At 66.6% G+C, this 19,690-nt stretch carries 18 protein-coding genes; 9 read left to right on the top strand and 9 right to left on the bottom strand.

The annotated features are described in order from the left end of the window. Window positions 1-37: 37 nt before the first annotated feature. The 4 genes from fhuE to N5C88_RS02805 all read right to left on the bottom strand — a co-directional run bounded on the left by fhuE (window position 38) and on the right by N5C88_RS02805 (window position 4,445). The gene (fhuE, locus tag N5C88_RS02820; RefSeq protein ID WP_280014643.1) at window positions 38-2,389 is read right to left on the bottom strand and encodes a ferric-rhodotorulic acid/ferric-coprogen receptor FhuE; all 2,352 of its coding nucleotides are present in this window, start codon (window positions 2,387-2,389) and stop codon (window positions 38-40) included. A 211-nt stretch (window positions 2,390-2,600) separates the two neighbouring features. Next, a complete protein-coding gene (locus N5C88_RS02815) occupies window positions 2,601-3,599 on the bottom strand; it encodes a FecR domain-containing protein (RefSeq protein ID WP_280014642.1) in 999 nt (332 codons plus the stop codon). Next, a complete protein-coding gene (locus N5C88_RS02810; protein ID WP_059378861.1) occupies window positions 3,596-4,099 on the bottom strand; it encodes a sigma-70 family RNA polymerase sigma factor in 504 nt (167 codons plus the stop codon). The genes N5C88_RS02815 and N5C88_RS02810 overlap by 4 nt, the downstream gene beginning before the upstream one ends. A gap of 103 nt (window positions 4,100-4,202) precedes the next feature. Then, the gene (locus tag N5C88_RS02805) at window positions 4,203-4,445 is read right to left on the bottom strand and encodes a hypothetical protein (protein ID WP_054451693.1); all 243 of its coding nucleotides are present in this window, start codon (window positions 4,443-4,445) and stop codon (window positions 4,203-4,205) included. Between the two features lie 246 nt (window positions 4,446-4,691). Between N5C88_RS02805 and N5C88_RS02800 the strand changes: the two genes are divergently transcribed. Continuing rightward, window positions 4,692-6,797 carry an EAL domain-containing protein gene (locus tag N5C88_RS02800; RefSeq protein ID WP_280014641.1) on the top strand — a complete coding sequence of 702 codons (2,106 nt, stop codon included), beginning with the start codon at window positions 4,692-4,694 and terminating at the stop codon, window positions 6,795-6,797. Here N5C88_RS02800 and N5C88_RS02795 read toward each other — a convergent pair. Next, window positions 6,790-7,671, bottom strand: coding sequence for a prohibitin family protein (locus N5C88_RS02795; RefSeq protein WP_118932958.1), 882 nt, complete (start codon window positions 7,669-7,671; stop codon window positions 6,790-6,792). The two genes, N5C88_RS02800 and N5C88_RS02795, sit on opposite strands and share 8 nt — an antisense overlap. Window positions 7,672-7,963: 292 nt before the next feature. Between N5C88_RS02795 and N5C88_RS02790 the strand changes: the two genes are divergently transcribed. From N5C88_RS02790 to N5C88_RS02780, 3 genes are all read left to right on the top strand, one after another. Continuing rightward, a complete protein-coding gene (locus N5C88_RS02790; RefSeq protein WP_280014640.1) occupies window positions 7,964-8,437 on the top strand; it encodes an anti-virulence regulator CigR family protein in 474 nt (157 codons plus the stop codon). Window positions 8,438-8,585: 148 nt separating this feature from the next. Beyond that, complete coding sequence (locus N5C88_RS02785) at window positions 8,586-9,650, top strand: M4 family metallopeptidase (protein WP_280014639.1); 1,065 nt, start codon at window positions 8,586-8,588, stop codon at window positions 9,648-9,650. Next, window positions 9,647-9,976, top strand: coding sequence for a protealysin inhibitor emfourin (locus N5C88_RS02780; protein ID WP_280014638.1), 330 nt, complete (start codon window positions 9,647-9,649; stop codon window positions 9,974-9,976). The genes N5C88_RS02785 and N5C88_RS02780 overlap by 4 nt, the downstream gene beginning before the upstream one ends. On the opposite strand, the gene N5C88_RS02775 is transcribed toward N5C88_RS02780, so the two are convergent. Further along, window positions 9,900-11,186: an MFS transporter gene (locus N5C88_RS02775; RefSeq protein ID WP_280014637.1), complete on the bottom strand. Its 1,287-nt coding sequence runs from the start codon at window positions 11,184-11,186 to the stop codon at window positions 9,900-9,902. The genes N5C88_RS02780 and N5C88_RS02775 overlap by 77 nt on opposite strands. Window positions 11,187-11,268: 82 nt before the next feature. On the opposite strand from N5C88_RS02775, the gene N5C88_RS02770 reads away from it, so the two are divergent. Further along, a complete protein-coding gene (locus N5C88_RS02770) occupies window positions 11,269-12,066 on the top strand; it encodes a helix-turn-helix transcriptional regulator (RefSeq protein WP_118932953.1) in 798 nt (265 codons plus the stop codon). Here N5C88_RS02770 and N5C88_RS02765 read toward each other — a convergent pair. Next, window positions 12,059-12,436 carry a DUF4148 domain-containing protein gene (locus N5C88_RS02765; protein ID WP_280014636.1) on the bottom strand — a complete coding sequence of 126 codons (378 nt, stop codon included), beginning with the start codon at window positions 12,434-12,436 and terminating at the stop codon, window positions 12,059-12,061. The two genes, N5C88_RS02770 and N5C88_RS02765, sit on opposite strands and share 8 nt — an antisense overlap. A gap of 270 nt (window positions 12,437-12,706) precedes the next feature. Between N5C88_RS02765 and N5C88_RS02760 the strand changes: the two genes are divergently transcribed. Genes N5C88_RS02760 through N5C88_RS02750 form a run of 3 tightly spaced genes read left to right on the top strand, consistent with a single transcriptional unit; the run spans window position 12,707 to window position 16,758 of the window. Continuing rightward, the gene (locus N5C88_RS02760) at window positions 12,707-14,224 is read left to right on the top strand and encodes an MFS transporter (protein ID WP_280014635.1); all 1,518 of its coding nucleotides are present in this window, start codon (window positions 12,707-12,709) and stop codon (window positions 14,222-14,224) included. A 15-nt stretch (window positions 14,225-14,239) separates the two neighbouring features. Then, a complete protein-coding gene (locus N5C88_RS02755; RefSeq protein WP_280014634.1) occupies window positions 14,240-15,295 on the top strand; it encodes an HlyD family secretion protein in 1,056 nt (351 codons plus the stop codon). Further along, complete coding sequence (locus N5C88_RS02750; protein ID WP_118932949.1) at window positions 15,292-16,758, top strand: efflux transporter outer membrane subunit; 1,467 nt, start codon at window positions 15,292-15,294, stop codon at window positions 16,756-16,758. Before N5C88_RS02755 ends, N5C88_RS02750 begins: the two co-directional genes overlap by 4 nt. Here the strand turns inward: N5C88_RS02750 and tam are convergent. Both tam and N5C88_RS02740 read right to left on the bottom strand, forming a co-directional pair. Then, complete coding sequence (gene tam / locus N5C88_RS02745; protein ID WP_059378777.1) at window positions 16,733-17,506, bottom strand: trans-aconitate 2-methyltransferase; 774 nt, start codon at window positions 17,504-17,506, stop codon at window positions 16,733-16,735. The genes N5C88_RS02750 and tam overlap by 26 nt on opposite strands. Window positions 17,507-17,632: 126 nt before the next feature. Then, the gene (locus N5C88_RS02740) at window positions 17,633-18,631 is read right to left on the bottom strand and encodes a TerC family protein (RefSeq protein WP_059378776.1); all 999 of its coding nucleotides are present in this window, start codon (window positions 18,629-18,631) and stop codon (window positions 17,633-17,635) included. Window positions 18,632-18,738: 107 nt separating this feature from the next. On the opposite strand from N5C88_RS02740, the gene N5C88_RS02735 reads away from it, so the two are divergent. Then, a complete protein-coding gene (locus N5C88_RS02735; RefSeq protein ID WP_059378774.1) occupies window positions 18,739-19,632 on the top strand; it encodes a LysR family transcriptional regulator in 894 nt (297 codons plus the stop codon). Window positions 19,633-19,690: the final 58 nt, after the last annotated feature.

The following is a 19,690-nucleotide window of genomic DNA, read 5'->3' as shown; positions in this document are numbered from 1 at the left end:
GGACGCGCCCCTGGCTACCGCAGCGGCGCGCCGCCAATCAGAACTTGGCGGTCAGGTTGACGAACACGCTTCTGGGCTCGCCGTAGTAGACCTGGTTGCCCACGCCGCCCAGGTAGTACTTCTTGTCGAACAGGTTGTTCAGGTTCATCTGCGCCGACAGGCGCGAATTGAAGTCGTAGCGCGCCATCAGGTTGTAGATCGCGTAGGCCTTCTGCTTGACCGTGACCGTGGCGTCGCCGGCGCTGACTTCGGAGTAGCTCGACAACTGCCAGTTGACGCCGCCACCCACCGTCAGGCGGTTCCACGCACCCGGCAACCGATAGGTGGTGAACAGCTTGGCCACCGCGCGCGGACGCTCGGGATTGACCGACACGCCCTGCGCATCGCGGCTGGTGTAGTACGTGCCTCCGGCATAGGCGTTCCAGCCCTCCGACAACAGCCCGCTCACTTCCAGCTCGATGCCCTTGGTGGTGACGCCGTCGGCGGTCTTGTAGGCCTGATCGGGCGTGCCGGGCACCAGTTTGTCTCCGTCCAGCACCGCGACCTTGCTTTGCCTGACCTTGAACAGCGCGACGGAAGTATTCAACCTGCCGTCCAGGTACTCGCCCTTCAGGCCCACTTCATAGTTCTGGCCCTGCACCGGATCCAGGTAATTGCCGCTGCTGTCCCGATTGTCCTGGGGCTGGAAGATGTCGGTATAGCTGACGTAGGCGGAGTAGGTGTCGTTCAGGTCGACCACCACGCCGGCGTACGGAATGAACTGGGAATCCTTCTGGTCGCGCGTGGGCGATTTCGATTCCCAGCTCGCGTAACGGCCGCCCGTGATGACAGTCAGATTGTCGGCCAGCGACCACCGCGCCGCGGCATAGACGCCGCGTTGGTGCGTCACCGTGTCCCGCAAGCTGGCCTCGGTCCAGGTCGGCTGCGCGTACGAGCCGTCCCACTGGTAGAAGTTGCCGGTATCCGCCAGCGTGGCGCGGTCGAAGCCGTAGCGGTAGAAGTCCTCGCCGTAGCGGCTGCGCATGGCGCCCACCACCAGCTCGTGCTTGCGGCCGAGCAGGTTGAACGGCCCCGTGGCCTGCAAGTCCAGCGAGGTCTGCTGCGCGTAGGAATTCCAGTATCCCGGCAGCGCCGCCAAGCCGGTTCCGGTTGCACGGTCCAGGTCGCCGTACAGGTACAAAAGCTTGGCGTCGTACTTGCTCTTGCGTTGCGACCAATCGGCCTTGACCGCCCAATCGTTGGCGAAGCGATGTTCCAGCGTGGCGAATACGGTCTGGTTGGTCGTATGCCAGTAGGTCCAGTCCGCCGCGGTGGTCTTGGAACGCCGCCAGTCGGTCGGCGTGCCGTCGCTGAACACCACCGGCAGGCTGCCCCAGGTGGATCCGCGCGGACGCTTGTCCTGGTAGTCCGCGCCCAGGCTCAACCGGGTCGATGGCGTCAGGTCCGCATCGATGACGCCATAGAACACCTGCTTGTTGGCATGGTACAGATCGATGTAGGAGTCGCGGCCCTGGTACATCGCCACCATGCGCGCACGCACGGTGCCTTCCTGGTTCAATGGCGTGGACATGTCCACCGCGCCGCGATATTGATTCCACGACCCCGCGCCGGCGCTCACCGTTCCGGTGAATTCGCGGCTATTGGCATGCTTGCGCACCAGGTTGATCGAAGCGCCCGGATTGCCCGCGCCCGTCATCAGGCCGGTCGCGCCACGCACGACTTCGATGCGGTCGTAGATGAATGAATCGTTGTCGGATTCGCCATACATCGACAGGCCGATGGTGGTGGGAACGCCGTCGTACTGCAGGCTGTCGATGTAGAAGCCGCGCGACCAGAAGTCCGTGCGATCGGTGTCCTCGCTGACCACCTGCACGCCCACCACGCTGCCCATCACTTCGTCCAGCGACCGCAGGTTCTGGTCGTCGATGCGCTGGCGTGTCACCACGCTGACGGACTGCGGCGTTTCGCGCAGCGACAAGGTCAGGCCCGTGGCGGCGGCCGATGCCGGAGTCGTGTAGGAGCCGGTGCCTTCGGTCACCGCCGGATTCATACTGCCCAGCACCGTCACTGGCGCAAGGCTGGCCACGCCGCCATCGCGCGACAAGATGATGCTGTCGCCCTGCCAACGGTACGTCACGCCCGTGCCTTGCAACAGGCTGCGCAAGGCCTCCTCGGGCGATAGCCGGCCGCGCAGGCCGTTGCTGCTTACACCGGCCACCACTTCAGGCGCGTAGAACACGCGCACCTTGACCTGCGCCGCCCATTGCATCACGGCATCGCCCAAGGGCTGTGCCGCGATGTCGATAGGCACGGCGGGCGCTTGCGGCTGAGCAATCGCCGGCGTGCCCGCCGTCGCCAAGGCCACTGCCAACAGCAGGGAAGAAAACATGAACCGGGGAGATGCGCACGCAAGGCGCGCAACGGCGGGGAAATGCCGGGCTGCTGGAATAGTCACAAGTACCTGCTGTTCTGTTCGACGATACGGGGAACGTTTCCCGAGATGGAAACGCGGCGGCTGCCGCCTTCCTTCGTAGAACGAATCAGCCCAAGATAAACCTGAATCCCATTCTCATTTATTTTGTAACCACGCCTCGATGAAGCTACTTTGCGCTGATGTCGATGGCGCCGTCCGGGCGCGGCGTCAGGCGCACCGGCGCCACCGCCGGCAAGGCGTCGACCAGGGCTTCGGGCCGATCCAGGCTGAATGACGCCGATACCCGCAAGCGCCCCGCCCTGTCGTCCGCCAGCCGCAACGGCGTGGGCAAATAGCGGTTCATATCCCGCACCACCTCGGCCAGCGGCGCGTTCTTGAACACCACCCGGCCTTCGCGCCACGCGATCGCGCTCTGGACGTCGGCGGGCGCTGGCACGCCGATCGCGCCGCTGGCTGGCACGCGGATGCCGTCCCCCCCGCGCAGCACGGCATGACCCATGTTCCACCAGCGGCCGCCCGACACCTCCACGGTGCCGGACGCCACCAGCACCGCGACCTGATCCTCGTCGCGCCGCACATCGAAGACGGTGCCGGTCACGCGCACCACGCCGCTGCCTGCGCGCACGATGAATGGCCGCGCCGCATCGGCGCTGACGGTGAACAGGATCTCGCCGCCGTCCAGCGCCACTTCCCGGCGCCCGGCGTACAAACGCACCTCGGCGCGCGTCGCGCCATTGAGTTCCAGCACGGAACCATCGGGCAAGGTCACTTGCCGGCGTTCGCCGCGCTCCGCGACCAGCGTCGCGGAGTATCCCGGAATCTCCGCCGGCAGGTTCCACCACGCCACCATGGCGGCCGCAGCCAATGCCGCACAGCCCGCGGCCATGCGCAGCGCCAGGCGGCGCTGCCGTTGCGGCCGGGGCCGGGCCGGAATCTCTCCGCCCAGCAAGGTCCGGACTTGATCGCGGGACATTCCGGCGGCGGCCTTGCCCAGTTGCTGCATGCGGTCGAACTCGCGCGCGGCCTCGGGATGATCGCGCCGCCAGCGGGCAAACTCGCGTCGCTGGCGGCGCGTCAGGTCGCCCGAATGCCAACGCGCGAACCACTGCGCCGCCGTATCGGGCGCGCCCTGCTCATCGCGGTCGTTGGTGGAAGGCATCGTCATGGATTGTGTTCACGCATGCGGTCGCGGACGAATTCGATTGCCCGCATGACGTAGCGTTCGATCATGTTCTTGGACAGGCCCATATGCTGCGCCACCTCGGCCTGCGTCCAGCCTTCGATGCGATTCAGGACAAAGGCCTCGCGGCACTTGGGTGGCAATTCTGCCAGGACTTGCGCAAGATCGTCCGCCAGACGCGACGCGCGCACCGGCGACTCCGGGTCGGTCCAGGCGGGCTGGTCAGCCTCGTCCAGCAGGTCCAGCGGTACATGCTCGGTCCGTTCCTGCCGGCGCCAGCGGTCGATCAAGCGATGTCCGGCGGCCTGGAACAGGTAGCTGCGCGCCTTCAACGCGACGCTGGCGTCGGCCTTCAGCAGGCGTTCGATGGCATCGTGCGCCGCGTCCTCAGCATCATGCCGGTTGCCGACTCTACGGCTCCATACCCCCACCAGCTCGTCGTAGTAGGCGAGCCAGCCGGAACGGGGCGGAGGGGAACGGGACATGGACCGATCGGACAACGGAGATGGCGACGCCGCGAATTTTACAAATAATTCTCATTATCGCAACTGCCTGCCACTGTCCTTGGGGCCCCTCCCGCGCGCCGCCTCAGTAATCCATGGGAACGTGGCTTTGCGCTTCTCGCAGTTCCTGGATGTGGCGCTCGGCTTCCTGTCTTTCGACGGCGGGCGGCAACGGGCGCCAGCTCACCATGTTGCCGGGCGTTTTCACCGGCATCCAACCCAGCACGCTGTAAAGCGTGATGGCCGTGCATCCTGTGTCGTACCGCGTTTCGTAGTATCCCTGCCGGTCCGGCTTGGTATCGCCGGACGTCCAATCCAACTGAGACATCCACGTCTCCTCTTTCTGAAGCTTGTAGTCCCGCCACCGGGCGAACGACGCTTGATCGTATAGCGGCCCCGTGCGCCTGTGCTGCCACCTTGCGCCCGCTTTGCAATTCTTGATAGAGGGGAATCCCTGACATTCTGATAGGCGTCGATTGCTTAACCTGGAAAAGCGGGGCTAGGATGTAGCAAAATATTCTTACAAACACGGGAGCGGGGATCTTCGCTTGCACGGACTCTTGAGCGAACCGCCATGTCGAAACTGGCGTTGATGCGTTATCCAAAGGATCGGCTGGCCGCGCTGGCGGGCGCAAGCGCCCTGCGCGCCATACGCGAGGGCCTGCTCTGGACCTTGCCGTGCCTGCTGGTCACGGCGTTGTTCCTGGTGCTGACCGTCATCGCCCGGCAACTGGGCCTGCCAGCCACCGTCGTGGAACTGTTGACCGCCGTCCACGACAAGCTGACGAACCTCATGCCTATCCTGGCCGGCACGTCCATCGGCTACATGCTGTCGTTCCGCCATCGGGTGCCGCATCTGCCCACCGCGTTCCTGTGCCTGTCCTACGTGATGATCGCCGACGGCCTGATGACGCCCTACCCCCAGGCCGCCGCCACCCTGGTACTGTTCATCGCCATCGTTTCGCCCTTGCTGACCGTGCCGTTGATGGCGTGGCTGCACCGTCGCCGCTGGACCCAGCTGGCGCCCGACGGCGTTATCAGCGATAACGTCCGCGACACGCTGAACATGGTCGTACCCGGCCTGCTGACGGCCGGCCTGGTCGTGCTGACGCTCTCCGCCGCGCTCCAGATCCCCGCCGTGGCGCAGTTCAACATACCCTTGAGTCTGGCCTCGCTGGACAGCCCCTTCACCTCGGGCGCGTTGATCGCCGGCCTGAATTCGCTGCTGTGGTTCTTCGGCATACACGGCTACCACGCCCTGGCCCCCCTGATGAGCGTCATGGACCAGGCGGCCATGCTGAATTCCGCCACCCAGTCCGCCGGCTACGAAGGCATGTATGCCTTGAACAGCACCCTCCTGGGCGCTTTCGTCTTCATCGGCGGATCGGGCGCGACGCTGTCGTTGGCCGTGGCCATGCTGGTGTTTGCGCGCACCGAATCGCTGCGGCTGCTGGCGCTGGCCAGCCTGCCGGTGGCGCTCCTGAACGTGAATGAAATCCTGCTGTTCGGGCTGCCGCTGATCCTGAATCCGCGCCTGCTGGCGCCGTTCATCCTGGCGCCGGTGACCAACGCCATCCTCGCGCTGGCCGTCGTGCAACTGGGCTGGCTGCCTTCCGCGGCGACGACCTTGCCGCTGACCTCGCCGGTGCTGTTCAACGCCTACATTGCCGCCGGCGGCAGCCTGGGCGGCGTGGCGCTGCAACTCGTGCTGGTGGCGCTGGGCGCGTGTCTGTACGCGCCCTTTGTCGTCGCACTGGAGCGGCAGCGCCAGGAAAGCGCCACCGTCTACTTCAAATCGCTGGACACGACCTTCACGCGGCTGCAAGAGGAATCGCTGCTGTACGCGCATGATCCGGTGGTGCAGACCTATGCCGACCGTGCACGCCGCAACGCCGAAAACACGCGCATCCGCGCCATCAGCCAGTACGACTTCCATCTGGAATTCCAGCCGCAGGTGTCATTGCGCAGCGGCCTGTGCACCGGCTGCGAAGCGCTGCTGCGCGCCACCGGACCCGACGGCGCGCGGCAAACGCCGGTGGAATTCCTGCGCTGGCTGGCGCAGGCCGACCTGATGCGGGAGGTGGACCTGTGGGTGGCCAGACAGGCCGTGCAGCAATGTCTGCAATGGCGCAAGCGCGACTTCCGCTTGCCGATGACCATCAACGTCACGGCCGGCACGCTGACGTCCGGCGACTACCTCGAAAAACTGATCAAGGTGCTGGCGCAGGCCGGCGGACAGATCTCGGTCGAGTTGACCGAAGACGCGCTGGTGGAGGACACCCAGGCGCTGCACACCGCCTTCGACCGTCTGCATGCGATAGGCGCCCGCATCTACATCGATGATTTCGGCACCGGCTATTCCGCCCTCAGCTATCTGCACCAGTTCGAAATCGATGCGGTCAAGATCGACCGCAGCTTCGTCGTGGCGCAAGACAGTCCCCGAGGCGCGCTGGTCCTGAACGGCTTGCTGCGCTTTTGCGAAGCGCTGAACCTGCAGATCGTGGTGGAAGGCGTGGAAACGGACCAGCAGCTGATGGCGCTGGAATCCCCCGCCGAGATCATCGTGCAGGGGTGGTACTACAGCAAGGCCTTGTCGGGCGACAGCCTCATGGACTACGCGCGCCGGCGTCAGGCTGCGCCGCCGCTGCGGGCACAGCCTGCGCCCGCGGCGCCTACTTGATGCCGATGAACGGCAGGGCCGCGTTCGGCACCTGCGTGGTCGGCAGCACGCCGTCCCACTTCTCCACCGCGTTCAGGCTCACCAGATTGGTGTTGGCGGCCAAGGCCTCGGCCTTGGCGCGGATCGCGGCCGCCTCGGCGTCGCCGCGCATGCGGATGCCGTCGGCCTCGGCCGTGAACTGCTGGCGGCGCGCGTCGGCTTCCGCCTTGGCCTTGACCACCTGGATCTCGGCGGTGATCATCGCCGTTTCCTTCTGTTGGCGGGTCGTCTCGATCTGCACCTGCGCCAACATGCGCTGTTCGATCGAGTGCTCATAGGCCTGCGAAAAACCGACTTCCTCGATCTGCACGCCCACCACCTGCACCGGTGCGCCTTCCATCGTCTTGAGCACGGCAGCATTCACGTCCTGGCCCAGCTTCTGGCGTTCCTGGATGGCGCGCACCGCCGTGTATTGGCCGAACACGTTCTTCACCGAATCCGGGGTCTTGCGCTCCAGCACGCGCATCTGCAGATTGCTGATGGTGCCGTATTCCGAGTACAGCTCGGCCACGTGCTCGGACGGCACGCGGTAGGTCACCGACACGCGCAGCGTGGCCGGTTGCTGGTCATAGCTGTAGGCTTCCAGCTTTTCAAACACGAACGTGTGGTCGCGCACCGACACCGTCATCACGTTGTCGATGAACGGGGTCTTGAAGTCCAGGCCCGGTTCCGACACGCGCACCAGCTTGCCGTTGCGCAGCACCACGCCGCGCTCGCCCTGGTCGACCTGGAACCAGGAATCGAAGGCCAGGAACAGAATCAGCAAAAACAACACCGCCGTGATCACCGCGATCTTGAAACTACGCGGCTTTACGGCACCAATCGTCTTGACCATCTGGATATCTGTCGGCTTCACTTCGAATCCCTTTCTGATTTTGAACGTTTACGGTCCGAGAGCACGGCGGCGATGCCGCGCGCCAGCAAATAGGCGACCACGGCCGCCCCAACCAAGATCAGGAAATACCTCATCGTGCGTTCCCCCCCGGAAAATAAGCAGGGGATTCTATCGCGACTGGAACGTCAGGCGAATTGTGGCGATTGTTGCGACGGCATCGGCGAAGGACAGTGGCACGAACCCAACGACAGCGCTACGCTAGGCAACTCTCTACACTGCAGGAGCCACAACCATGCGCCGCACACCTTCAATGATCGTCGCCATCCTTGCCTGTGCCGCCGTGCTTGGCGCACCGGCACAGGCCGCGCCGCCCGAGGGCAAAGGCAAGCCAGACCACGCGGGCCAAGGCAATGGCAATGGCAATGGCGGCGGTAACGGCAATGGCAAGAACAAGGGCCAGCAGAGCCAGGACAGCGGCGTCAGCGTCACGCTCAGCACCGCGGGCATCACCGTGTCCACCGCGCGCAGCTATGCCGTGCAGGCCGGGGCGACGGGCTACGGCTCGCTGCCGCCGGGCATACGCAAGAACCTGGCGCGCGGCAAGCCCCTGCCTCCGGGCATCGCCAAGAAGATGGTGCCCGGCCCCATGCTGGCGCGCCTGCCCGTGCATCCGGGCTACGAATGGCGCGTCGCGGGCAGCGACCTGATCCTCGTCGCCATCGCCACCGCCGTCGTCGCGGACGTCCTCACGGGCGTGTTCAACTAGGCGCCGCGCGCCATGGACGCCGCCACGCGGCGTCCATAGTTCCTAGCATCAGGCCGCACACTGTTACGTCCCTGCCGCGGATCTATCTGCTACCGTTGAATCGCCTCGCGCCGCGGCCCTGGCCCGGCGCCCACGACGGAGACCGCGCATGCCACGTCCTTCCGAGTCCGCGCCGCTGATCGGCGTGATCCCCCCCTACATGCTGGATCGGCTGGCGCAGCACGCCGATGCGCGGGTCAGCATGCCCGCGGTCAAGACGCTGATCATCGACCAGCAGCAGCGCAGCCTGCGCGAAATGGCGGCGCAGCCGCCGCGCGCCAAGCCCGCCCGGCCCAAGAAGGCAGCGCCCGCCGGCACGCCGCAGCGCGCCGTGCACGACGCCGCCAACACCACCACCCTGCCCGGCAAGCTGGTGCGCGCCGAAGGCGCCTCCGCCAGCGGCGACGTGGCGGTGGACGAGGCCTATGAGCATCTGGGCTCGACCTACAAGCTGTTCTGGGACGTCTACAAGCGCCACTCCATCGACGGCCAGGGCCTGCCGCTGGTCGGCACCGTGCATTACGGCGAAGACTACGACAACGCCTTCTGGAACGGCGCACAGATGGTGTTCGGCGACGGCGACGGCGAAGTGTTCAACCGTTTCACGGTGGCCGTGGACATCATCGGCCACGAACTCACGCACGGCGTGATCGACGCCGAGGCCGCCTTGCTCTACCAAGGCCAGTCCGGCGCCCTGAACGAATCCCTGTGCGATGTGTTCGGCGCGCTGGTCAAGCAGCACACGCTGGGCCAGGACGCGCGCCAGGCCGATTGGCTGGTGGGCGCCGGGCTGTTCAAGCCCAAGATCCGCGCCCGCGCGCTGCGCTCCATGGCGGAACCCGGCAGCGCTTACGACGACCCTCTGCTGGGCAAGGATCCGCAGCCCGCGCACATGCGCGACTACGTGGACACGCCGAACGACAATGGCGGCGTGCACATCAACTCCGGCATCCCCAACCGCGCCTTTTATCTGGCGGCCACTTCGATGGAAGGCCCCGCATGGGCCAGCGCGGGCCGCGTCTGGTACGACGCGTTGTGCGACAAGCGCCTGCGCCACGATGCCGACTTCGTGCAGTTCGCGAAACTGACGCTGGCCGTCGCGGCGGAACGCCATGACGCCGCCGTGCGCGATGCCGTCGCCCGCGCCTGGGCCGGCGTGGGAGTCCAGACATGATCGAGCTGCCATCCCTGGACCTTGCCATGCTGGTGCGCCTGACCCGCGAAGGCGGGCTGGCCTATATGCCGGCATTGGCGCAGCCGCGCAGCATCGACCTCGCCACCTGCCCGCCGGACCTGCGGCAGGAGGTTTGCGACGCCCTGCAACGCGCCGCGCCGGTGGCCGTTCCGCGCTGCGCGCCGGCAGGCGGCGATCAGCGCTATTTCCACGTCGAAGTCGTGTACAAAGGCGACGACCTCGCGGACATCAGCTTCGACGTGCCGGAGACCGACGCGCCCGAGCCACTGGTGCGCTTGTGGAAAAGCCGGGCCGGACAGACTTGAGCGCGGCATCCCGGTATTGCCCGATCTGGATGGCGCGGCCCGCGTAAAGACCGGTGGCCGCCATCGCCAGGCACAAGACCGCGCACAGGGCCAGCGCCAGGGTCCAGTCTCCCTGCGTGTCGTGCAGCGTGCCCGCTAGCGCAGGGCCGCTGGCCGCGAACAGATAGCCCACGCACTGCGCCATGCCCGACAGCGCCGCCGCCTGCTGCGCATGACTGGCGCGCAAGCCCACGAATGCAAGGCCCAGAATGATGCCGCCGCCCGTGCCCAGGCCCATCAGCACGATCCACAGCGTCGCCCAGCCGGGCGCGACGATCAAGCCGGCAAACGCGACGAGCGAAGCCGCGGCCGCGCAGAACGCCGCGCCGCGCTGGTCCTTCAGGCGCCGCACCAGGGGAGCCAGGAACAGGGCCGGGACGGCCGACATGAGCTGCAGCAAGCCATGCAACGTGCCGGCGCGTTCAGCCGTATAGCCAGCATCGCGCAGGATGGCCGGCAGCCAGCTCACGCCCACATAGAACACGAAGGAATTGATGCCCAGGAACAGCGTCACCTGCCACGCCAGCGCGGAGCGCCACAACCTGGGACCGTGCGGCGCATGCGCCGTGGATCCCGCGGGCGCGGTGTGATTGGCCAGCTGCGGCAGCCATAGCAAGGCGCTGAGCACGGGTAGCACCAACAGGCAGCCCGAGGAAAAGCGCCAGGCCGCGTCGGACAGACCCGCCAGCGGGATGGCAATGGCGGACGCCAGCCCCGCGGCCAGGCTCATGGTCAGCACATAGGCCGAAGTCAGGCCCGCGAGCTGCTGCGGAAAATCGCGCTTCAGAAGGCTGGGCAACAACACATTGCCGATGGCGATGCCGGCGCCGATGACAACCGTGCCCAGGAACAGGCTCCAGGCCGGCCCCAGCGTGCGCACGAGGATGCCAGCCGCGATCAGCAGCATGGCGGCAAACAAGCTGCGCTCCAGTCCGTGGCGGCGAGCCAGGCCCGCGGCAAACAGCGACACCACGGCAAAGGCCAGCAAGGGCAAGGTGATCAGCATGCCCGCGGCGGTGGCGCTCAGCCCCAACTGCTCGCGGATCATGCCGGTCAGCGGCGGCACGCCAGTAATCGGCGCGCGCAGCGCCATGGACATGCAAAGAATGCCGGCGATCAGCAACACGGGATGGCCGGCGGGACGTTTGGAAGTAGGGATATGCGAATTCATGCCGCCAGCTTAAGCATCGCCGCCTTCGCCGAATTTCGCCATAATGACAAATTATCCCTAAATTCGGTCAAGGTGAAATTCAATGCACCGTCTGGACGACCCGGCCCCGTTCTTCAATCCCGATATCGACACGCAACAGGCCTATGCAATGCGCGTGCATGCGGACGAGAACGACCAGGAGTCTCCACCACACCGGCACGCAATGGGCCAGCTGGTGCTGTCCTTGCAGGGCGGCGTGACCTGCTCCGTGCCGCAGGGTCTGTGGATGGTGCCGCCGCAATATGGCGTCTGGATTCCTGGCGGCGTGCCGCACAGCAATCGCGTCACGCAGAACGGCCGGGTGTGTTTCCTGTTCGTGCCGCCCGACGCCACGGGCCTGCCTGGACAGTGCTGCACGCTGGCGATCTCGCCGCTGGTGCGCGAATTGGTCGCCTATCTGGCGGACCTGGCTCCGCAGGACACGGCCACGCCTGCCAACCGGAAGCTGGCCGAAGTGCTGGTCGAGCAGTTGGCGCGCATGCCGACCGAACAACTGCACCTGCCCATTTCGGACCACCCGCGCCTGCGCGAAATCGCCGATGCCCTGCACGCCGACCCCGCCGACCGCAGCACGGTGGCGCAATGGGGCAGGCGCGTCGCCATGAGCGAACGCACGCTGGCGCGGCTGGTGCAGCAAGAGCTCGGCATGAGCTTCGGCCGCTGGCGCCAGCAGATGCACATCATCCAGGCCCTGCAGCGCCTGGCCGCCGGCGTCTCGGTGCAGCGCACTGCCGAAGACCTGGGCTACGAATCCGTCAGCGCCTTCATCACCATGTTCCGCAAGGCGCTGGGCAAGACCCCTGCCCGCTACTTCGCGGACAAGGCCGACGGTATCAATTGACGGTGGGCGGGTAGTCCAGTTCGCCCGATTTCATCTGGCCGCGCAGGCGCGCCTCGCGCAGTTCCGCGACCGTCTGGTCCCGGGTCTGGCGCGATTGCGACGGTAGCGCAGGCGGATAGTCCTGTTCGCCGTACGTGACCAGGCCGGCCGCGCGCGCGGCGTCGAGTTCTTCGCGCACCTGCTGGCGGGTCTTGGTGCTGACATGAGGCAGATCCACGGGATATTGCTGTTCGCCGTAGGTCACCAGGCCGGCGGCCTTGGCTTCCATCAGTTCCGCGCGCACCTGTTCGCGGGTCTTGCCTTCGGCATGCGCTGCGGCGCCAACCAGCGCCATGCTCAGCGCCAGGATGGAGAGTCGGTATGTATTCATGAAATCCTCTGCGGTTAACGAGTGCCGCATTATTCGTTCGCATGCCCGCCGGGATAAATCCCGCGTGGCGCAATCGAAGGTTGCCCGCCGTGCAAGCCTCGCTGCACGCCCCCGCTGCGGCCCGCGCACCCTTGCGCCGGGCGCAAGGGTGGGTTGATCCAGGAATGGTTTTTCCGCCCCCCGCATCTACCTAGACTGAATAGCTCCTGTTATCCAAGGACGCTATTCCATGTTGTCTTCCTCATCCCCGGGCAGGGGCGGCCCACGATCATGACGGCCGCCGCTCCCCCCGCCCCGCCCGCCGCGGCGGCCTTCGGCTGGCGCATCCTGACCGGATTGCTCGGCGTGCTGCTGGCGGTGATCCTCGCCGGGCTCAACGAAAACGTGACCAAGATGGCGCTGCCCGACATCCGCGGCGCGCTGGGCATCAGCTACGACCAGGGCACCTGGTTCGTGGCCGTCTACGCCGCGGCGTCGGTATGCGCCATGGCATTCGCGCCCTGGTGCTCGGTCACGTTTTCATTGCGCCGCTTCACGGTCACGGCGCTGGCCGCCTTTGCGCTGTTCGGCGCGCTCTGCCCGTTTGCGCCCAACCTGCCCGTGCTGCTGTTCCTGCGCACGCTGCAAGGCCTCGCGGGCGGCGCGCTGCCGCCCATGCTCATGACGGTGGCGCTGCGCTTCCTGCCGCCGGGCATCAAGCTCTATGGCCTGGGCGGCTACGCCCTCACCGCCACCTTCGCGCCCAGCCTGGGCATACCGCTGGCGGCCTTCTGCACCGAGGTGCTGGGCTGGCGCTGGACCTTCTGGCTGATCGTCGCTCCCGCGGCGCTCGCGGCCTGGGCCGTCTGGCGCGGGCTGCCCCAGGATCCGCTCAAGCTCGAACGGCTGCGCCTGTTCGACTGGCGCGGCCTGTTGCTGGGCGCCCCGGCGCTGTCCATGCTGGTCATCGGCCTGTTGCAGGGCGACCGGCTGGACTGGCTTAACTCGCCGCTGATCTCCGTCCTGCTGGGCGGAGGCGGCGTGCTGATGGTGCTGTTCATGATCAACGAATGGTCGCATCCCCTGCCGTTCTTCAAGATCCAGCTCTTGCGCAACCGCAACCTCAGCCATGCCCTGCTGACGCTGGGCGGCGTGCTGATCGTGCTGTTGGGCGTGATCCTGATTCCCTCGTCATTCCTGGCGCAATTGCGCGGCTACCGGCCGCTGGAAACAGCGCCGGTGCTGCTCACCATGGGCCTGCCGCAACTGATCGCCCTGCCGCTGGTCGCGGCGCTGTGCAACCTGCGCCAGGTGGATTGCCGCTGGGTGCTGGCCTCGGGCCTCGGCCTGCTGGCCCTGTCCTGCCTGCTGGGGTCGCAACTGACGCCCGTCTGGTCGCGCGAGCAGTTCTACCTGCTCGAAGCCGTACAGATCTTCGCCCAGCCCATGGCCGTGATCCCGCTGCTGATGCTGGCCACCGGCGGCCTGGCGCCGCAGGACGGCCCCTGGGCGTCATCGTGGTTCAACACCATCAAGGGCTTTGCCGCGGTAGCCGCCACCGGCCTGCTGGACGCGCTGACCACCTCGCGCCGCAATTACCACTCCAGCATGCTGGCCGACCAGCTGGGCAACTTTCCGCTGAGCACGGCCGGCGAGAACGCGGCCGCGCTGTCCCGCCGCATCCAGGAACAGGCCGCCGTGCTGACCTCAGCCGACCTCTATCTGTGCATGGCCGGCGTGGCCGTGCTCCTCATCCTGCTCATCCCCTTCGTCGCGACCCGCATCTATCCACCGCGCGCCGCGACCTGAAATCGAGTCCATAACATGCCTTTCTCTCTCTTGACCTCTCCCCTTCCCCGCGCCTGCGCCTTGGGCGCCCTGGTCCTGCTGGCCTATGCAGGCTGGTCATGGTCCGCCACCGGCGCCGCCGAATCCACCGATGACGCCACTGTCGTCGCCGACCACACCATCGTCGCCCCGCAGGTGTCCGGCTTCATCGACGCCGTGCTGGTCGAAGACAACCAGGCCGTCAAGCAAGGCCAGCTGCTCGCCCGCATCGATGACCGCGACCATCAGGCCGCGCTGGCGGCCGCAAGCGCCGAACTCGCAGTCGCCAGCGCACGCCTGTCGGACGCGGCCGCAACCCTGGAACGCCAGCAAGCCGTGATCGAGCAGGCCGTCGCCGTCACGCGCGCCGACCTGGCGGATATTCGCTATGCCGAAAGCGAGGCCCAGCGCCACCGCAGGCTGGCCAGCGAGGGCGCGGGCACCCAGCAGGCCTATGAACAGGCCCGCAGCCGGCTGGACATGGCGCAGGCGCGGCAGGCCGAACACACGGCCACACTGCAGGCCGCGCGCAAGCAGCGCGACGTGCTGGAAGCCAACCGCGAGGCCGCGCAGGCCGGGCTGCTGCGCGCACAGGCGCTGAAGGACCGCGCGGAACTCAACCTGTCGCATACCCAGGTCGTCTCTCCCATCGATGGCATCGTCGGCCGGCGCTCGCTGCGCGTGGGCGCCTATGTCAGCCCGGGCACGCCGATTCTGGCGGTGGTGCCGCTGCAACAAGCCTATGTGGTGGCCAACTTCCGGGAAAAGCAGTTGACCCGCATGCGCCCGGGCCAGCCCGCAACCATCACGGTCGACGCCTATCCGGATACGCCGCTGCGCGGCCGCGTCCAAAGCATCGCACCGGCCACGGGCCTGAGCTTTTCGCCGGTAGTCCCGAGCAATGCCACCGGCAACTTCACCAAGGTCGCGCAGCGCCTGCCCGTCAAGATCGTGCTGGACGCGCCGGCCGAAGGCGCGCCGCCGCTGCGCGCCGGCATGTCCGTCGAAGCCGTGGTCGATACCGGCGCCGCGGCAGAGGAGTCCATGCAATGACCCCGCGCCGCTTGATCAATGCCACGCTGGCCTGCACGCTTTCCGCCTTGGCAGGCTGCGCAGTGGGCCCCGACTTTCAGGCTCCCCAGGCGCCATTGCCCGTGCAATGGCGGATGCCTGACGCCTCCGCCGTGGACAGCGTCCCCGTGCCGCAAGATGTGAACACATCCTGGTGGGACAGCTTCGGCGATCCCACCCTGAGCGCCTTGATCGCCGAAGCGACCGCCGCCAACCTGGACATACGCATCGCCCACGAACGCCTGCTGCAAAGCCGCGCGGCCCTGCGCGTGACCGAAGCCGACGGCCTGCCCGCCGTAGGCTCAAGCGCGAGCTACAAGCGCGGCCAGAACAGCGAGGTCGGCCTGGCCGACCCTTCGGGCCACGGCGGCAAGTCCTCATTCAATCTGTGGCAAGCGGGTGTGGACGCCAGTTGGGAACTGGACCTGTGGGGCCGCGTGCGACGCGAAGTCGAACAGGCCGGCGCCCAGTCCCAGGCGGCGCTGGAGGCGCAGCGCGGCGTGGTCCTGGCCATCCGCGCCGAAACGGCGCGCAACTACATCCTGCTGCGCGGCACGCAGAACCAACTGGACGTGCTGCGCCAAACGCTTGCCAATGCCGAGCGCAACCTGGCGCTGACTCGTTTGCGCCAACGCGAAGGCGTCGCCACCGAACTGGACGTTTCGCAAGCCGATGCGCAGGCCGCCGCCATAGAAGCCGGCGTGCCGCCGCTCGTGCTGCGCGTCGAACAGCTGATGAATGCGCTGGCGCTGCTGCTGGAGCAGCCGCCCGGCGCGCTGCAACCGCGTCTGGCGGCGGTGGGTCCGATACCCGGCGGTCCGCTCCAGGTTCCCGTCGGACTGCCGAGCGAACTGGCCGAGCGCAGGCCCGACATCCGCCGCGCTCAAGCCAATCTGCACGCGGCCGTCGCGGCGATCGGCGTAGCGGAGGGCGATTTCTATCCGCGCATCACGCTGTCAGGCAACCTCGGCCTGCAGGCTCTGCAATTGCGGGACCTCGACACCGACAACGCCGGGGTGTTCGGCGTCGGCCCCGCGTTGCAGATTCCCATCTTCCAGGGCGGCCGGTTGCGAGGCCGGCTGCGGCTGCGCGAATCGCAGGCTCAGGAAGCCGCGCTGCTGTACCAAAAAACCGTGCTGAATGCCTGGCATGAAGTCGACAATGCCATGACCGCCTACCAGGCGCAGCAACTGACCCGGGCCAGCCTGGAGCGCGCCTCCGCGAGCGCCCGCCAGGCGCTGCTGAACGCACAGCGGCAATATGCCGCGGGCGCTTCGGACTTCGTGAACGTGCTCAGCGCGCAGAACGCGGTGCTGGCCAGCGACCAGGCCCGCGTGTCGACCCAGGCCTCGGTGTCGCTGGTGCTGGTGGATCTGTACCGCTCGTTGGGCGGCGGCTGGGAAGCGCCCGCCGCCAACCTCAACCCTGCTTCGGCCCCGCAATGATGAACAGACGCGGGAACGGCAGCAGCACCGTGCCGTCGGCCAGCGCCGGATAGGCCTCTTCGATCAGCGACTGGTAGCGGGCCAGGAAACTGGCCTGCCCGGCGGCGTCCAGCCGGTCCAGATAGGGCCGCAGCGCCGTGCCCTTGAACCACTCCACCACCGCCGCTGCGCCTGCCAGCGGGTGATGGTAGGTCGTGCGCCACACGTCCAGCAGGCCGCAATGCGGCTTGAGCAGCTCGTAGTACCAGGCGGCGCTGTGGCGCGGCGGATGCTTGAAGCCGCCGATGGCGGCGGCCCACGGCGCCTCGCCTGCCACCTGGCGCGCCAGGCGGTGGGCCGGCTCCTCCAGGTTGTCCGGGGTCTGCACCGCCAGGCTCCCGCCCGGCGCCAGCTTGCCGACCAGGCGGGGATATAGGGTCGCGTGGTCCGGCACCCATTGCAGCGCGGCGTTCGCCAGAATCACGTCGTAGGTTCCGGGCGGATCCCACGTGGCGATGTCGGCCAATTCGAATCGCAGCCCCGGCAGACGTTTCCTGGCCGACTGCAGCATGTCCTCCGAGCTGTCCATGCCGCTGATTTCGGCATCGGGGTAGCGGCTGGCCAGCACCTCGGTGGAGTTGCCAGGACCGCAGCCCAGGTCCACGGCGCGCTTCACATCCTGATTGGGCAAGGCGGCGACCAGGTCCCGCACCGGACGGGTGCGTTCGTTTTCAAAGGCGGAATACTGTTTGGCGGACCAACTGGTCATGACGGCTCCTTGCGGCATTTGGACTGTCCAGCACTCTACGCCCGCCGCACCGGCGCGACAAATCCCAAAAAAAGCGCCCGCCATATCCGTTGGATATGGCGGGCGTCTTGCGTCACGCCGCGGGGCTTATTCCGCCGCGAGTTCCTGCTTGGAGGCGTCCGAGCGGGTTTTCCACAGCGAGAACAACACGCCGCCAGCGATCAGACCGAAGGTCACCGACAGGGACAAGGCAGCCGGCACCTTGCCGATGAAGCCGACCAGGAAGATCTTGCCGCCAATGAAGACCAGGACCAGAGCCAAGGCGTACTTCAGGTAATGGAAGCGGTGGATCATCGCCGCCAGCGCAAAGTACAGCGCACGCAGGCCCAGGATGGCGAAGATGTTGCTGGTGTAGACGATGAACGGGTCGGTGGTGATGGCGAAGATCGCCGGCACGGAGTCCACCGCGAACAACAGGTCTACGAACTCGATCAACACCAGCGCCAGCAGCAGCGGCGTAGCCCAGCGCACCTTCTTCGACGTGGCGGGATCGGTCTCCATCACCCAGAACGCGTTGCCGCGCAGCCCTTCCGTGACGCGCATGCGGCGCTTCAGGAACTTCAGGATCGGGTTGGACGCGATATCCGGCGTCTGGTCCGCAATCATCCACATCTTGATGCCGGTGAACACCAGGAAGGCGCCGAACAGATACAGCAGCCAGCCAAAATTGCTGACCAGCGCCGCGCCCAGGCCTATCATGATGGCGCGCAGCACGATCACGCCGAGGATGCCCCAGAACAGCACGCGGTGCTGGTATTGGCGCGGAATCGCGAAGAAACTGAAGATCAGCGCGATCACAAAGACGTTGTCCATCGACAGCGACTTCTCGATCATGAAGCCCGTGTAGTAGGCCATGCCGCTGGCGGAACCCATCTGCCACCAGACCCAGGCGCCGAACAGCAGCGCCGCGCTGATGTAGCCGGCGGAAAGCAGCAGGCTCTCGCGCACGCCGATCTCGCGGTCTTCCTTGTGCAGCACGCCCAGGTCAAAGGCCAGCAAGGCGACCACGATGCCGATGAATAGCAGCCAGCTCCAGGCCGGGGTGCCGAAGAAATCGGCGGAGAGTAAGGTGAGCAAGGTGTCCATGATGTTCCCGCTTGTGTTCGAAGGGGCTCATGATCCAGATCCTGGCCGAATGGAGAAATCAGCCTGAAAGTGAGTTAAGGTTCGAAAAAACCGAAGTTATTCCTGCCATGCTCAATTACCGACACCTGTATTACTTCTGGATGGTCGCCAAGGAAGGCGGCTTTTCCCGTGCCGCCGAAAGGCTGGACATGGCCATCCAGACCATCAGCGCGCAAGTGCGCGAACTGGAAAAAAACCTGGGCCACCAATTGCTCAAGCCGGCCGGGCGCGGCGTGGCGCTGACCGACGCGGGCGAAGCCGCCTTCGCCCGCGCCGAAGAGATCTTCCAGATCGGCCAAATGCTGCCCCAGGAGGTCCGCGCCGCCGCCACCAAGCCCGTCATACGTCTGTCGGTGGGCCTGTCGGACGGTATTTCCAAGCTGGCCGCGCAGGCCCTGCTGGGGCCGGTGCTGCACACGCCGGACCTGCGCCTGACCTGCCACGAAGGCGAGGTCGAGGAACTGCTGGGCGAACTTGCCCAGCATCACCTGGATTTGGTGCTGGCCGGCCAGGGTGCGCCCGCCAACCCCAACCTGCGCCTCACCAGCGACCGCCTGGTTTCATCGCCAGTGGACTGGTACGGCCCCGCCAAACTGGTGCGCAAGGCCGACACCCTGGACTTTCCGCGCTGCCTGGAGCGCCTGCCGGTACTGCTGCCCACCGGCCATTCCGTGCTGCGCCAGACGCTGGACCGCTGGTTCGCCGAACAAGGCATCTACCCCAATGTCGTCGGCGAATTCGAAGACAGCGCCCTGATGTCGGTGTTCGCGGCCCGCGGCCTGGGCGTATTTCCGCTCAGCCGACTGGGCGGCGGCGACATCGGCGTGCTGCGGGGCTTGCGCCCCCTGGCCCGCTGCGACGACGTGCACGAGGAAATCCACGCCATCCGCAACCGCCGCGGACAGCACCATCCGCTGGTCCAGATCGTGCTCGCCAAGGCAAAAACTTCGGTTTTTTCTTAATGTTTGTCACAACCACGCTGGTTTTTCAGAAATAGAATCCGCCTTATCGTGGACCCTC

The sequence above is a fragment of the Achromobacter sp. GD03932 genome (assembly GCF_029839485.1).
GTDB lineage: Bacteria > Pseudomonadota > Gammaproteobacteria > Burkholderiales > Burkholderiaceae_B > Achromobacter > Achromobacter bronchisepticus_A.
Note: the sequence above shows the minus strand (reverse complement) of the source record. Positions and strands in the feature narration are given on the sequence as shown.

Bases quoted from the DNA above. Each gene is read 5' to 3' on its own strand.
- fhuE (WP_280014643.1), bottom strand. From the start codon at position 2,389: ATGTTTTCTTCCCTGCTGTTGGCAGTGGCCTTGGCGACGGCGGGCACG.
- N5C88_RS02815 (WP_280014642.1), bottom strand. From the start codon at position 3,599: ATGACGATGCCTTCCACCAACGACCGCGATGAGCAGGGCGCGCCCGAT.
- N5C88_RS02810 (WP_059378861.1), bottom strand. From the start codon at position 4,099: ATGTCCCGTTCCCCTCCGCCCCGTTCCGGCTGGCTCGCCTACTACGAC.
- N5C88_RS02805 (WP_054451693.1), bottom strand. From the start codon at position 4,445: ATGTCTCAGTTGGATTGGACGTCCGGCGATACCAAGCCGGACCGGCAG.
- N5C88_RS02800 (WP_280014641.1), top strand. From the start codon at position 4,692: ATGTCGAAACTGGCGTTGATGCGTTATCCAAAGGATCGGCTGGCCGCG.
- N5C88_RS02795 (WP_118932958.1), bottom strand. From the start codon at position 7,671: ATGGTCAAGACGATTGGTGCCGTAAAGCCGCGTAGTTTCAAGATCGCG.
- N5C88_RS02790 (WP_280014640.1), top strand. From the start codon at position 7,964: ATGCGCCGCACACCTTCAATGATCGTCGCCATCCTTGCCTGTGCCGCC.
- N5C88_RS02785 (WP_280014639.1), top strand. From the start codon at position 8,586: ATGCCACGTCCTTCCGAGTCCGCGCCGCTGATCGGCGTGATCCCCCCC.
- N5C88_RS02780 (WP_280014638.1), top strand. From the start codon at position 9,647: ATGATCGAGCTGCCATCCCTGGACCTTGCCATGCTGGTGCGCCTGACC.
- N5C88_RS02775 (WP_280014637.1), bottom strand. From the start codon at position 11,186: ATGAATTCGCATATCCCTACTTCCAAACGTCCCGCCGGCCATCCCGTG.
- N5C88_RS02770 (WP_118932953.1), top strand. From the start codon at position 11,269: ATGCACCGTCTGGACGACCCGGCCCCGTTCTTCAATCCCGATATCGAC.
- N5C88_RS02765 (WP_280014636.1), bottom strand. From the start codon at position 12,436: ATGAATACATACCGACTCTCCATCCTGGCGCTGAGCATGGCGCTGGTT.
- N5C88_RS02760 (WP_280014635.1), top strand. From the start codon at position 12,707: ATGACGGCCGCCGCTCCCCCCGCCCCGCCCGCCGCGGCGGCCTTCGGC.
- N5C88_RS02755 (WP_280014634.1), top strand. From the start codon at position 14,240: ATGCCTTTCTCTCTCTTGACCTCTCCCCTTCCCCGCGCCTGCGCCTTG.
- N5C88_RS02750 (WP_118932949.1), top strand. From the start codon at position 15,292: ATGACCCCGCGCCGCTTGATCAATGCCACGCTGGCCTGCACGCTTTCC.
- tam (WP_059378777.1), bottom strand. From the start codon at position 17,506: ATGACCAGTTGGTCCGCCAAACAGTATTCCGCCTTTGAAAACGAACGC.
- N5C88_RS02740 (WP_059378776.1), bottom strand. From the start codon at position 18,631: ATGGACACCTTGCTCACCTTACTCTCCGCCGATTTCTTCGGCACCCCG.
- N5C88_RS02735 (WP_059378774.1), top strand. From the start codon at position 18,739: ATGCTCAATTACCGACACCTGTATTACTTCTGGATGGTCGCCAAGGAA.